Consider the following 12893-nt stretch of genomic DNA (forward strand, 5'->3'; position numbering starts at 1 on the left):
ACCCCGCCGCTCACCCAGAAGGCCTCGTCCGACATGGATAATCTTCCGCTCCTGACGATCGGTGTGACGCTCCTCGCCGGTCTGTTCGCCGTCATAGGCGTGCACGTGTTCACCTCGGGCAGAGCTCAGCAGCAGATCCTGGTCGACCGGATGTCCCAGACCGGCCAGCTCACCATCGGCGGCCGCACCCGCCGCTTCCGGGGCGTCGACCGGCGCCTGCGCAGGACGAATCTGGGCAAGCGCATCGAACGCAAGATCGCGGCCACCGGCCTCGACCTCACACCGGGCGAGTACGCCGTCTACGTCGTGGCGGCACTGCTCGGCCTCTACTTCGTCGTCGGCTCGATCTTCGCCTCGTTCTTCGGACTCATCGCCGCGCTCATCGGACTGTGGGGAGGCAACGCCTTCCTCAACTACCAGCGCGCCAAGCGCACCGAGGCGTTCATCAACCAGCTCCCCGAGCTGACCCGCGTCCTCGCCAACGCCACCCAGGCCGGCCTGGCGCTCCGTACGGCCATCAGCATGGCGGTGGACGAACTCGACGAGCCCGCGCACGAGGAGCTGCGCCGGGTGGCCGACCGACTGGCCGTCGGCCACTCGCTCGACGACGCGATGAACGAACTCGTCGAGCGGCTCCCCTCACGCGAACTGACCGTGCTGGTCTCCACCCTCATCCTCTCCAACCGGGCGGGCGGCACGATCGTCTCCTCGCTGCGCAACCTCACGGGGACGCTGGAGGAGCGCAAGGAGACCCGGCGAGAGGTCACCACCCTCCTGTCCCAGGTCAAGGTGACCGCGGTCGCCGTCCCGGTCCTCGGACTGGGCTTCCTGCTCATCATCAACAGCATGCGGTCGGGCGCGCTGGACGACATGACCGCCTCCACCCCCGGCCGGATCGCCGTCCTCGTCGCCGCCGGCCTCTACGCCCTCGGCTTCTTCCTCATCAGCCGACTCACTCGCGTCCGGATCTGACGGCCCGAATCAACAAGGAGAGGACATCATGGACCTTCTGATCGCGGCCGTCTTCGGACTCGCCGTCTACGGAGCCTTCCACGGCATCCGCATGTACCGCGCCGAGGCCAAGCTCCCCGGCGACATGGAGCTCGCCCTGGAGGTCGGCGCCACCCGCACGACGGTCGCGGGCGGCCTGGCCGACCGCATGGGCATGCGCTACGCACCCCGGGTCCTGTCGATGATGGGCCCCAAGCGCGTCGACAAGGTGCGACGCAAGCTGGACATGGCCGGCAACCCCGGCGGTATGACGGTCGACCGCTACGCGGCCCGCCGCGCCTTCTACGGCGGCCTCGGGACGCTCGCGGCCCTGGCCATGCTCATGAACGGACAGCTCGTCCTGGCCATCATCCTGTTCGTCTACGGCCTCTTCTGGACGGACGTGATCATCAGGTCCGCGATCTCGCGCCGCAAGGAGGACATCGACCGGACCCTCCCGGACTTCCTCGACGTCCTCGCGGTGGTCGTCTCGGCCGGGCTCGGCTTCCGGCAGGCGCTGGAACGGGTCGCGGAGAAGTACCAGGGCCCGTGGGCCGACGAACTCCGGATCACCCTGCGCCAGATGGACATGGGGGTGAGCCGGCGCGATGCCTTCGACCAGCTCCGCAAGCGGAACGAGTCGGAGCAGGTGTCGATGTTCGTCTCGGCCCTCCAGCAGGGTGAGGAGCTCGGTGCTCCGATCGTGGACACCCTGATCCAGATCGCCAACGACATGCGTCGGACCGACTCCCAGAACGCGCGGCGCAAGGCGGCGAAGGCGGTCCCCAAGGCCACGCTGATCGTCACCAGCTTCATGCTGCCCGGAACGATGATTCTGATCGTCGTCGGCTTCTACTACGCGTCCCAAGTCAACATCGGGGATGTGTTCGGCGGTTGATCCGTACGCGGATGAGGAAGAGACCTGAACCGACGAGGAGGTGAGAGGACCGGATGGGCACACGCCTGAGCGGCTCCGCCCTGACAGGCGGCCCCGATGCACAGACGCCGGAGAGCGCCCCGGGGCACGTCCCCTCCCTGCCGATCCAGCTGAACGCCCTGCAAGCCCTGTGCCGTCAGCTCTTCGGCTTCCGGCTTGCGATGACCTTGCTGGCCACTCCCTTCGCCCTCGACAGCGTGCACGACGAGGTGGGCAGCTGGCTGGTGGGAGCGGCGGTCCTCGTCACCGTCATGGTCTCGTACGTACTGATGCGCGACTGGGAGCGCTTCGGGCCGGTCCTGCTGCGCCACCCGCTCCTGCTTGCCGCGGACATGCTCTTCGGCGCACTTCTGCTGTTCGCGGCGACACCCGGATCGACACTCTCGTACGTGACGGTCTGTACCCCGCTCCTTGCCGGGCTCGTCTACGGCTGGCGGGGCGGCGCCATCTTCGCGGCCCTTCAGGCGCTCCTGCTTGCCGCGGCGTACGGGGTCAGCGAAGAGGTCGATGCGGATTCCTCGGCGCTCCTCGTGGTGGGGCTCTGCATCATGGCCGGGGCGGTGGGCAGTTCCTTGCGGAGTCTGCTCCTCGGGTTCGGCGCGGCCTCCCAGGCGCTGACGGAGACCCGGGCCCGCCTCGCGGTGAACGGCGCGGTCGAGGAGGAGCGGGCCCGCCTCGCCCGGGAGATGCACGACTCCGTGGCCAAGACGCTGCACGGCCTGGCCATGGCGGCCGACGGCCTGGCCAGCACCGCCGACCGGATGGACCCGCTGACGGTCAAGCACCAGGCGGACCTCGTCGCACGTGCGGCCCGCCGGGCCGCGGCGGAGTCCCGGGAACTCCTCTCGGACCTGCGCAGGGAGTCGGGCCTCGACGGCGGTGTGGACGTGGTCGAGGAGCTGGCGGCGCGCACGGCGGACTTCGACCGCCGCCACAGCGTCAAGGCCATCTTCCGGCGACTCGGCGAGAGCCCGGTCCCACCCATTCCGCACGCCGTGGCCCGCCAGGCGCTCACCATCGCCACCGAGGCCATGGAGAACGCCCAGCGCCATGCCCGTCCCCACTACGTGGAGGTCTCCGCCGGGCTGGTCCGCGACGTGGTGCGCATCAGCGTGTACGACGACGGCGAGGGCCTGCCCCGGGGCACCTCCCTGGCGGATCTGCGCAAGGCCGGGCACTTCGGCCTCGTCGGCATGGTCGAACGCGCCGCCTCCGTCGGCGCCCGCATCCGGATCGGCAGGGGCAAGGCGGAACGGGGTACCGAGGTCCGCCTCGACCTGTCCCTCGCCGCGATGAACCTGGCACCACCCGCGTCCTCCGCCCCTCCCGGGTACCCGCCGTTGCTCACGCAGGTACCCGGCCAACCCGTCCGACCCCACAACTGAATCCGTACCACCGCTCCTGAGTCCCCCCACACACAGTCCCCATCCTTGAGAGAGGAGGCCCGCGCCATGTCGGACGAGATTTCCCGCAGCTCCGGAGAGCAGTGGACGCAGCAGCCGCACGTCTCGCAGCACACGTCCTCGCATCCGAGCCCGCTCAGTTCGCCCCCCACAGCCGGTGTCCCCGCACCTGATTCCCCCGGTGGATTCCCGGCCTTCCCCAGCCCCGAAGCGATGCCTGCGGCCCGTGCGCTGAGAGTCGTCGTCGCCGACGACAATCCGGTCGTACGGGCGGGCCTGACCGTTCTCCTGCACGGACGCGACGACATCGACGTGGTCGCGGAGGCGGGTGACGGCCGTCAGGCGTACGAGATGGCGGTGCGGCACCGCCCGGACGTCGTGCTGCTGGACGTACGCATGCCCGGCGTCGACGGCATCTCGGCCCTGCCCCACCTGGTGCGGCTGGCCCCGGTGCTGATGATGACGTACAGCCGGGAGAGCGAGATCGTCCACGAGGCGCTGCGACTGGGAGCCGGCGGCTACCTGGTGCACGGCGAGTTCACCGCGGACGAGCTGGTGGCCGCCGTCCGCGACACGAAGGAGGGACGGGCCCACTTCACGTACTCGGCCAGCAGCGCCTTGCTGGAGTCGGTACGGGGAGGGAGCGGCGGGCAGGGCCAGGACGGCCGGCCGTTGCCTGAAGGGCTGGGCACGGCTTTCGCCGGGCCGGGCTACCGGCCCGTTGCCCCGCAGGGGCAAGTGTCTGCACCCGCACACGACACGCGCGGACGTTTGGGACTTGCTGGAGGCTCGGGTCGCCAGGTCGGGGACTTGGGGCGGGAGTTGGACACGCGCGGATTCCCGCAAAAGGCTTCGCTTCCGCAATCATCTGTGGGACATTCATCCTCAGGGCTACCTGTTGCGGCCCCTCGGGGAGTGCCGGCCGAGCTGAGCGAACGGGAGGTGGAAGTGATGGACCTGATCGCGTCGGGCATGACCAATCAGCAGATCGCCTCCACCTGCTTCATCAGCCAGAAGACCGTGAAGAACCACATCAATCGCATCTTCGCCAAGTTGAATGCGGGCAGCCGGGGCGAGGCCATCGCCGTCTGGCACCGCCTGTCGTCCGGGGGGTCGACGAGGCATGGCTGAGCACAGGGTGGGTCCGAAGACCCAACTGGCGAAGTGGGCCCTGAGTTGGGCCCGCAGGCCCATGCGAGTGGGTGTTGCGCCGACGTACGTTTCTCATGTCGGAAGTGAGACCGGCCAGGAGGAAGCCGGAAGCGCGAACGACACGAAGACGTACGCAGCAACGTCGGCCGATTCCCGGTCGGCCGAACTCGGAGGGGAACACCATGTCGAACATCACCCTGAAGGCCGCCGCCGCCACGCAGACCTACATCAACGGCTGGAAGAACACCGCGGTGGACGCGCTCAAGCGTCGCAGCGACAAGGGTCAGGGCGCGATCGAGTACGTCGGCATCACGATCCTCGTGGTGGCCATCGTCGTGGCGCTGCTGCAGACGAACCTCGGCTCGACCATCGGCGCGAAGTTCACCGAGAAGATCAACTCGGTCCTCAACGGGTGATCCGTCGAGTGAAGTCCGAGGCAGGGCAGGCCGCACCGCTGTACATCACAGCGGTGACGGGCCTGCTCTTCCTTGCGTTGGTCTTCTTTGCGTTCGGTGAAGCCGATGTCAAGCGCAACGGGGCACAGACTGCGGCCGATGCCACGGCTCTGGCGGCGGCCAAGGACTCCCGGCGGCTGCTCAAGTTGGACCTGATGGCCCACGTCATGGACAGGGGCTTCTACACCGAGGTGTTCAACACCCCCTACGTCGGGATGGACGGCTGTTCCATGGCGCGTGCGTTCGCCGCCAGGAACGATGCCACCGATGTCGGATGCCAGCCTGCTTCCGGCATGCGATGGGGCTACGAGGTCGAGCTGAAGTCGAGAAAGCGCATGAGTGCGAACCTCGTTCCGGGTACTGAGGGGAAGAGGGCGGAGGCGGAGGCGCTCGCCGTTCTCGACAATCGGGGCTGCAAGTTCGTCCCGAACCCGATCATTACGTCGCCGTCCATCGGCACGGTCGGCTGTGCCAGCGGGCTGGTGTGGGTGGTCAGCCCCCAGAGCCTGGCTGCCATGCCGGATATGACCCTGCTTTTCGACGTTCGCCTGGCCGAAGACTGACCACGATCAAACGCAAAGGAACTGGACCGATGAGCTATCCGCACGTGAGGACCCTGCGCCGTGCCGGGGGGGCTGCCGTTCTGGCAGCCGTTCTGGCGCTTTCGATGACCGCCTGCGGCAGTGATGACGGGGACAAGCCGAAGGACGCCGCTTCCCAGGCTTCCACCTCGCCGTCCAAGTCCGACAAGGGCAACGGTGGCGGGGAAACCGTCCCGGACACGAGCACCGTTCTGGTGACATCCAAGAACGATGACGGCATCGAGATGGCCATCAACTCGGCCAAGCGTGACAGCGGTGGGTTCCTCACGGTCACCGGACAGCTCAAGAACAACTCGGGTAAGAGTTACACCATCCCCATCGGATGGAACGGCAAGGAGGTTGCCGTTGCGCTCAAGGACCGATCCCTGGCGGACATGACCTTGGTCGACTCGGTGGGGAAGAAGCGCTACTACGTTCTGAGGGACACGGACAACCGTCCATTGACGACCACGGGCTTCAACGCGTTCCTCGACGCGGGGAAGACCATCACCTTCTTCGCTCAGTTCCCGTCCCCTCCGGACACCACCAGCAAGGTCGACCTCCTGTTCCACGGGTTCGCCCCTGCGCCGATTGAGATCTCCTGATGAACGGCACCGTCACCACCACCCGTCGGGTGTCCGGCCAGATGGCGATCACGGTTCTCGTCGGTGTGCTCTCGTTCGGATCCGTGGGCGTATCGCAGGCTTTCGCGGATGACAGCCCGTATCCCTCGGCATCCGCGGAGCCGTCCGTCAAGATCGACGCGAACGATACGGATCTCAAGCTCCCCGAAGGGGCCACCCTTGCCCCCGTCAAGATCCTCGACATCAAGTCGGTCATCGAGGACATGGGTGGCGAGGAGCGCCGCGAGGACACCAACTCGGACATCAAGTTCGCGCTCCAGGCCGAAGTCCTCTTCGGCAAGGACAGCGCGAAGCTGAGCTCCGCGGCCAACGGCCGCATCAACGCGATCGCCGCGGAGATCAAGAAGCAGGACGCCAGGAAGGTCCGGGTGTTTGGCTTCACCGACAACCTGGGTTCCTCCGCCCACGGCGACGTGCTCTCCAAGCAGCGCGCGGAGGCCGTGCACAACGTCCTGGACAAGGCCCTGGCCGGCACCGGCATCTCGTACGAGATCCGTGGCTACGGCGAGCAGTACCCGATCGCCGACAACGGGACGGAAGACGGCCGCAAGAAGAACCGTCGCGTGGAGGTCTCCTTCGCGCGCGGGGAGGGCTCGAAGAGCTGACCCCGCCTTCCTGCTTCACGTCGTGACCTCGCGGCCGGTGCCGTATGCGAAGTGCATACGGCACCGGCCGCGAGGCTGTGCGGGCGGGCGCGGAGCCCGGCCGGCGCCTCCCGCGGGACGGGTCCGGCATCGGCGACCACCGGCGGCGGCCGGTGTGCTCCGCCTGTCAGTGGTCGCCGCCATCATGGGACGGTGACCCACGCGAATCTGCACACCGATGCTGTCTGGCGGCTCCACCATGGCGACCGGGAGATTGCCCGGCTGACCGTGACCGGCGGGGACATGCCCTGGACGTACGCCGACGTCGAGACCCTTCCTGGCTTCGAAGAATTCCGACCGGTCTTCGCCGAGCAGGAGCGAGCCGCCGACGAGGAGGACTGGGAACGCCTCGACGGCTGCTACGAGGAGATCCGCGGTGCGCTGACCATGTCATTCCCCGACGGCAGTCCGGTCGCCGAGTTCATGCTGCACATCCACGACGACGGCACCGCCGGCTGGCGCTGGCACGACGAACCCTTCGACGAGACGAACCCATCGTGAGCGGAACGGAGCCGAGCGGTGGCACCTGGGAGCTGCGGGAGTTCTCGGCACCGTTCCGGACGGGGCTGACCCGTCGCTACGCCTGGGACATCGGGGGAGGCGTCGCGCCGCTGATGGCGGGGCAGTACGTACGGGAGATCAAGGGCGGGTCCACCGACGGCTTCTGGGTCGACACCTCGTACCACCCGGACGTGCAGGACCTCTGATCCGACACCCCGCGCCAGGCACCGCGACCCGCTGGGGCATGTGCGGTGCCGGGTGTCTCGTTGTCACAGCAGGTGGTCCGCCTTGCCGGCCTTGATGTCGCGGATCATCTGCTGGAGCGCTTCGCGGCTGTCGGTGAGGTGGTGGTCCTCGGCACCCGCGACGGCTATGTAGCTGTTGCCCTCGCTGTCGGTCCCGAGGCGGTAGCAGCTGGCACCTTCGCCGCAGAATGGTGCTTCCCACGTGACGTCCCGCATGGTGACTCCCCTCAGAGGTGGCGTGCGATGCCATGGATGAAGTCCCGCGACTCGTCCTCCGGGAGCGCGAGGCGTTCCATCCAGTCGAGGTGCGAACGATACTTGCTCAACTGTGCCTCCTCGTGGAGGAATTCGGGGCCATGCGTACTGTCGACCTGAACGGTGTCGAGCTGAGGCACAGGCCCTTCCGCGTAATTGACCGTCTGCCCCGCACCGGGGAACGCCCCCGCTTCGAAGGGGATGACGCGCAGCCTGATGTGAGGGCTCTCGGAAGCGGCCAGCAGGTGCTCAAGCTGCGCACGAGCTACCGTGCGCCCACCGAACTGCATGCGGAGAGCGGCTTCATGGATGACGCCCGTGTACCTGGGCGGTGCGGCGCCCTTCAGGACCTGCTGCCGCTCCACGCGATGGGCGAGCCGCAGGGCCGCTTCGTGTTCCGGGAGTGCGGGAACGACCACACGGAAGACGGCCAGGGCGTGCTCACTGGTCTGGAGGATGCCCGGGATGTGGACCGAATGTGCGGTGCGCATCCCCAGCGCCCCGGCCTCAAGCTCCGAGATGTCGAGCAGCCCGGCCGGCAGGGAGTCCCGGTACCGCTCCCACCAGCCCCGCTCCGTCGGTCTCGTCATCCGGGCCAGAGCCGCGACAAACGCCTGATCCTGGCACGCGCATGCGTGCGCCAGCGCGAGCAGGCGCTCCTCGCTGATGGCTCTGATGCCCTGCTCGATGTTGGAGAGCCGGGATCGGTCGACCCCGAGAATGCCTGCGGCGGCCTGGGCGGAAACTCCAGCGGTCAGGCGCATCTTGCGGAGCTCGCGCCCCAGACGCTTCTGACGTTCGGTCGGCGCGATTCGCGATGCCATGCCAGTCCTTCCGTGTCCTTCGCTGCGAAGTCTGCCGTGCCGCAGCCTCCTTGAACCACGCAAGGGGCACATTTCCGTGACGAGGTGGCCAATATGACCCTTCGTCCACTACATTAAGTAACACACCGCTCACGCACAGCCGAGCAAGAAGTGCATCGCACGGCCCTGCCCGCAGCCTCCTTCCCTGGGAGGGGCGGGTCCGCGTCAGGGAGACAGGCCACTGTTCGTCGTCCGAAACGCGAGAGCCATCCGTGCGCACCCACGAGGAAGAGAGACACCGCCAACTCGCCACCCATGACGGGGAGTCAGCCATGCACTCATCTCCGCTCGCCGCGCTCTGCCCGGCCGTCGCCGGGACGCGGATGCCCTTTCCGGATAGGTACGCGCACTCCGGCAGTCCCCGCCCACCGCAGCCCTATCTCCGCCCGAAGAGCGGCTCGGGGCGCACCACCCCCGGGCTCGCCCTGAGCTTCACCCTCCCCGGTGACATCCGAAGCGCCCGCATCGCCCGTACGGCAACCGCCGCCGCGCTGGAGGCGCATGGACTCGACCCGTACGTCTGGCCCGTGACGTACGCGGTCACCGAACTCGTCTCGGTCACCGCGCGGATGAGCCCCGGCCGGGAGCTCTACGTGTCGCTGCGCCACCGCGACGACGCCGTCCGCCTCCTCGTGTGGGACCAGCACCCGCACCACACCGAAGCGGACCTCACCGCCCTCTGCGAGGCGCGCCGCCGACGTGCGCTCTGGCTGCTCGCGGCGGTCGTGGACGACTGGGGAGGCGAGTGGGGCATGTGCGAAGCGCCGGAGCCGCAGCGCGGCACCAAGTCCTGGGCCCTGCTCCCTCGTTGACGTGCCCCGCGTGCCCCGCGTGCCCCGCGTGCCCCGTGCTCCCTGTCGCACGGCTCTCGGGGCCGCCGGCCACGCCTGCGCCCGGTCGACACCCTGCCCCAACCCGGTCCCGCTGACCGCGGCGGGCGCCGCCGCCCCGGTCTCGACGGTGCGGCCGGGCGGGGGCATCGTCTCGGTGGCGACGCCGTTCGGCGGAGGGGGCGGCCGTTCGGGGTGCGCAGGAGTGCCTGGGTCTCGGGGCGGAGACCGGCGTCGTGGAAGAGGAGGCGGGTGACCGTTTCGGCAGGGGAAGCGGAGGCGGGGTCGAGGAGCGCGCGGGCGCGGGGGGCGCCGCGACGGTGGCGTGCGAGTTCGGCGTGGAGCGTACGGAGGGAGAGGACCGGAGGGCGACGGACGCCGTGTACCCGGCGGGCGGAGAGGGCGGAGTCCGCGACCGCGACCGCTTCGTCGCGAGGGAGGTGGCGCATCAGGTCGCCGACCGTGCGGGCCGGGGACGTGACGCGGAGCCCCCGTCGCACGGCTCGGTCGGCGGGCGCGAGGGCGGAGCGGTGGATACGGGTACCGGGGCGGCTCCGGTACGGGCCGGGGCGCGGGTCGGTGAACTCGGCCACGGCGTCCGCTTCCCTGGCGGGGCCGTGAAGGAGTTCGAGTCGGTGCAGAGCCGCTGCGGTGCGGTGGCTGCACACGAGGTTCGGCTGGAGGGTCTGTACGGCCCAGGCGCGGGTGAACCAGTCGACCCGGCGCCCCGGAGCCCCAGGCGCCGTGGGCGATCGGCTGCCACCGCCCTTGCCGCAGCCGATGGTGAAGCTGCCTCCGTGTCCATCCGGCTTCGAGGGCTCGGGCGGTGAAGAGCACGCCTCCGGGCGCCAGGGACGGCAGGTCCGGTACGGCCTCGGCCCGTCGGGATGCCGACGGCTTCGGGGAAGGGGGGGTGGTGCCTGCTGTGGTCATGGAGCCACGATTCCTCAACGGACACGGAGGCGCACCCGCCTGTGGACAAGCCGTCAGCGACGAGCGTCAACCGGGTGAATCCGGCGAGTGCGGGCCTAGTGGCGCATGGCGGGCGCCGTACGGCCTGGGTGCGGGCGCCGTCCTTGTGGCGTCAAGTGCTCTACGCAATGGAGGCGCCCGGGAGGCGCGGTGGACGCCGAGGCGGGATGCGTAACCGGGCTCAGGCGTCGCTTACTTGTCGTGCGCGACTCGTGAGTCGCCGCTCATCCGTTCGCCCCTGTGTGCCTCACGCGGATGACAGACTGTACGCATGATCGATGAGCTTCCGGCCGGCCTGACCGCCCGGCATCTTGCCGAAGAGGACCATTCCCGCGTGCTCACCGTCCTCGACGCGTGGTGGGGCGGACTCAAGGGGGAGGCAGGGGCCACCGAACGCGCGTTGCTGCTGCCCCGGCTGTACTTCCAGCACTTCACCACCACCAGCTTCGTCGTCGAACGCGGCGACGGCGGGATTGCCGCCTTCCTGGTCGGCTTCCTGTCGCAGACGGAGCCCGACGCCGCCTACGTGCACTTCGTCGGCGTCGACCCGGTGCTGCACGGGCAAGGTGTCGGGCGTGCCCTCTACCGGTCCTTCTTCGCGCTCGCCCGGTCGCACGGGCGTCACCACGTGCACTGCATCACCAGCCCGGAGAACACCGCGTCGCAGGCCTTCCACACCCGGCTGGGCTTCACGGCCTCCGCCGTGAAGCCGGACTACGACGGCCCGGGCCTCGACCGGGTGGCGTTCACCATCGACACTGCGGGGGCGGTGTAGCGCTCCCCGACGTGGGGAGGCATCTGCCTCCGGAGGCGGTCCCTCCGGCGTATGTGTCCCTACCCTGGCCCGTATGACCACGGCGGACGAACTGCTCCTGATCGCATTGGTGCCGTACCGGCGACGCGTCCGGATCAGGGACGCGGACCGGCTCCGATTCGCCTTGCGAGCAGCGGAGTTGGCGGACCTGGGCCGCGCGGGCCGGATCGTCGTCGGGCCCCGTCGGATCGAGGTGACCGACCCCCGGCCCGTCGATGAACGGCGCCTGAACAACGTCCTGCGCGGTCTGGCCTCCGCCCATCCTCCGCCCGGTCTCGGGGAGTGGCTGCGCCGGACGCCGCGCTCCCTCACCGTCGAGTACCTCTCGCGGCTGGAGGACCGGAAGACGGTCCGGGTCCGGCGGTGGCGGGAGGCCGGTGGCCGCACGCGCCACGACATCGTCCTCGTCGACCGGTCGCGCCGCCGGGAGGTGCTGGACCGCCTGGCTGCGGTGGTGCGTTCCGGACCGGACGGTTCCCCGGGAGAGCGCGACCTGACCCTCGCCGCCCTCGTCCAGGCCGCCGGCCTCGCTTCAGCCGTCCACCCGGGTGTGCGCGGCACCCTCGGCCGCCGCCGTCTGGCCGCCCTTGCCGCGGGCGGGCACCTCGCCCCCGGCGCCGGAGGAGCGGGTCCGGCCGCCGACGAGGAGCTCGCGGCGGCGCTGGTCGCCGGAGCCGACGGACTCACCCGGCAACTCCAGGACGAACTCGGCGACCTCTACGCGGACTTCACCACCGGAGGCCACGGTCTCGGCCACTCCGCCGACCCGGGCAACTGGTCGGACGGCACCGGTCACCACGGGGGAGGCGGGCACGGGGGCTGGTGACCCGGTGCCGGGGGTCCTGCGGCGAATCAGGCCCTCCCGTGAGGATCAGGCCCGGCTCGCGGTGGACGGGACTCTCCGTCGTCAGGCGTGCCAGTCGGCGCAGTACTGGACGTGCAGCAGAGTCGGCACGTTCCGGCGCGTCCGCGGCCGGGACCACGGACCGGCGCTGAGCTCGGCGCAGCAGTGACCGGCGTTCCGGCGGCGGTGCATGTGTGAGGGGGCCTCCTCGACGAGACCGCGCAGGGTTGCGCCGTGCTCGCGGAACGCGGTGGAACTGCCCACGACGAAGAGGGTGTGCGCGGCGATGTCGAAGCGGAGATGGTCCCGGTGTGCGGCGTGGAGCCGCCGCTGAGAGGCGGTGGCGCTCTCGTCGCGGAAGTCGTCGTGCGGAGTCTCCGCGACCTGTGGTGCGCCGGTGCCGAGCCGTGCCCGTACCTCCTTCCACGAACCCGTGGGGAACTGGAGGCTGTGATGGAGCAGGACCAGGTCCAGCGAGGTCGGGAGGCCCTCGCTCACGACTCCGTTCGGGGCCGCGTTGGCCCGGATCGGCAGGTGCACCAGCGAGTGGGCGGACCGGGCGGCCAGGGACCACAGCGCGACGAGTTGTTCGGCGCCCCCGCGATCGGCGTGCATCGACAGCCAGTGGCCCTCGTCGCGCAGCGCCAGCCGGGCCGGAATCGGGGCGGGGCGGACGACCCGGATCTCGTTGCTGCCCAGCCTCACCTTGTGGATGCGCACCCGTTGTTCCACGTGTCCCCCGACCGTTGCCTGCCGCCCCACC

The 12893-nt window shown here is 69.6% G+C and carries 16 protein-coding genes; 13 read left to right on the forward strand and 3 right to left on the reverse strand.

Features of this window, described 5'->3' with window-relative positions; genetic code table 11:
• The first annotated feature begins 33 nt into the window (after positions 1-33).
• The 10 genes from ACGFZA_RS02790 (at position 34) to ACGFZA_RS02835 (ending at position 7513) form a co-directional block, all read left to right on the forward strand.
• The gene (locus ACGFZA_RS02790; RefSeq protein ID WP_385281877.1) at positions 34-972 is read left to right on the forward strand and encodes a type II secretion system F family protein; all 939 of its coding nucleotides are present in this window, start codon (positions 34-36) and stop codon (positions 970-972) included.
• Between the two features lie 28 nt (positions 973-1000).
• Complete coding sequence (locus ACGFZA_RS02795) at positions 1001-1888, forward strand: DUF5936 domain-containing protein (RefSeq protein WP_393676705.1); 888 nt, start codon at positions 1001-1003, stop codon at positions 1886-1888.
• 53 nt (positions 1889-1941) lie between these two features.
• Positions 1942-3312, forward strand: a complete 1371-nt coding sequence (locus ACGFZA_RS02800; protein WP_385281871.1) for a sensor histidine kinase — start codon at positions 1942-1944, stop codon at positions 3310-3312.
• A gap of 66 nt (positions 3313-3378) precedes the next feature.
• Positions 3379-4461: a response regulator gene (locus ACGFZA_RS02805; RefSeq protein WP_393676707.1), complete on the forward strand. Its 1083-nt coding sequence runs from the start codon at positions 3379-3381 to the stop codon at positions 4459-4461.
• 203 nt (positions 4462-4664) lie between these two features.
• Positions 4665-4898 (forward strand): hypothetical protein, encoded by a 234-nt coding sequence (locus ACGFZA_RS02810; RefSeq protein WP_385281865.1) that lies wholly within the window; start codon positions 4665-4667, stop codon positions 4896-4898.
• 8 nt (positions 4899-4906) lie between these two features.
• On the forward strand, positions 4907-5500 hold the full coding sequence (locus ACGFZA_RS02815) for a pilus assembly protein TadG-related protein (protein ID WP_385281862.1): 594 nt from the start codon (positions 4907-4909) through the stop codon (positions 5498-5500).
• Between the two features lie 29 nt (positions 5501-5529).
• Entirely contained in the window at positions 5530-6123 is a 594-nt protein-coding gene (locus tag ACGFZA_RS02820) for a hypothetical protein (protein ID WP_385281859.1), read from the forward strand.
• Positions 6123-6767: an OmpA family protein gene (locus ACGFZA_RS02825; RefSeq protein WP_385281856.1), complete on the forward strand. Its 645-nt coding sequence runs from the start codon at positions 6123-6125 to the stop codon at positions 6765-6767. The genes ACGFZA_RS02820 and ACGFZA_RS02825 overlap by 1 nt, the downstream gene beginning before the upstream one ends.
• A 192-nt stretch (positions 6768-6959) precedes the next feature.
• Positions 6960-7307, forward strand: a complete 348-nt coding sequence (locus tag ACGFZA_RS02830; protein WP_385281853.1) for a hypothetical protein — start codon at positions 6960-6962, stop codon at positions 7305-7307.
• The gene (locus ACGFZA_RS02835; RefSeq protein WP_393676712.1) at positions 7304-7513 is read left to right on the forward strand and encodes a hypothetical protein; all 210 of its coding nucleotides are present in this window, start codon (positions 7304-7306) and stop codon (positions 7511-7513) included. The genes ACGFZA_RS02830 and ACGFZA_RS02835 overlap by 4 nt, the downstream gene beginning before the upstream one ends.
• Before the next feature lie 63 nt (positions 7514-7576).
• On the opposite strand, the gene ACGFZA_RS02840 is transcribed toward ACGFZA_RS02835, so the two are convergent.
• On the reverse strand, positions 7577-7768 hold the full coding sequence (locus tag ACGFZA_RS02840; RefSeq protein WP_393676714.1) for a hypothetical protein: 192 nt from the start codon (positions 7766-7768) through the stop codon (positions 7577-7579).
• Between the two features lie 11 nt (positions 7769-7779).
• Positions 7780-8631, reverse strand: coding sequence for a helix-turn-helix domain-containing protein (locus ACGFZA_RS02845; protein ID WP_393676716.1), 852 nt, complete (start codon positions 8629-8631; stop codon positions 7780-7782).
• Positions 8632-8942: 311 nt separating this feature from the next.
• Between ACGFZA_RS02845 and ACGFZA_RS02850 the strand changes: the two genes are divergently transcribed.
• The 3 genes from ACGFZA_RS02850 to ACGFZA_RS02860 all read left to right on the forward strand — a co-directional run bounded on the left by ACGFZA_RS02850 (position 8943) and on the right by ACGFZA_RS02860 (position 12112).
• Entirely contained in the window at positions 8943-9482 is a 540-nt protein-coding gene (locus tag ACGFZA_RS02850; RefSeq protein ID WP_385281842.1) for an ATP-binding protein, read from the forward strand.
• 1261 nt (positions 9483-10743) lie between these two features.
• Complete coding sequence (locus tag ACGFZA_RS02855; protein ID WP_393676718.1) at positions 10744-11247, forward strand: GNAT family N-acetyltransferase; 504 nt, start codon at positions 10744-10746, stop codon at positions 11245-11247.
• 73 nt (positions 11248-11320) lie between these two features.
• Positions 11321-12112 (forward strand): GPP34 family phosphoprotein, encoded by a 792-nt coding sequence (locus tag ACGFZA_RS02860; RefSeq protein ID WP_393676720.1) that lies wholly within the window; start codon positions 11321-11323, stop codon positions 12110-12112.
• 81 nt (positions 12113-12193) lie between these two features.
• Here ACGFZA_RS02860 and ACGFZA_RS02865 read toward each other — a convergent pair whose 3' ends face one another.
• Positions 12194-12850 carry a hypothetical protein gene (locus tag ACGFZA_RS02865; protein ID WP_393676722.1) on the reverse strand — a complete coding sequence of 219 codons (657 nt, stop codon included), beginning with the start codon at positions 12848-12850 and terminating at the stop codon, positions 12194-12196.
• Positions 12851-12893 lie beyond the last annotated feature (43 nt).

The organism is Streptomyces sp. NPDC048211 (assembly GCF_043202315.1).
GTDB lineage: Bacteria > Actinomycetota > Actinomycetes > Streptomycetales > Streptomycetaceae > Streptomyces.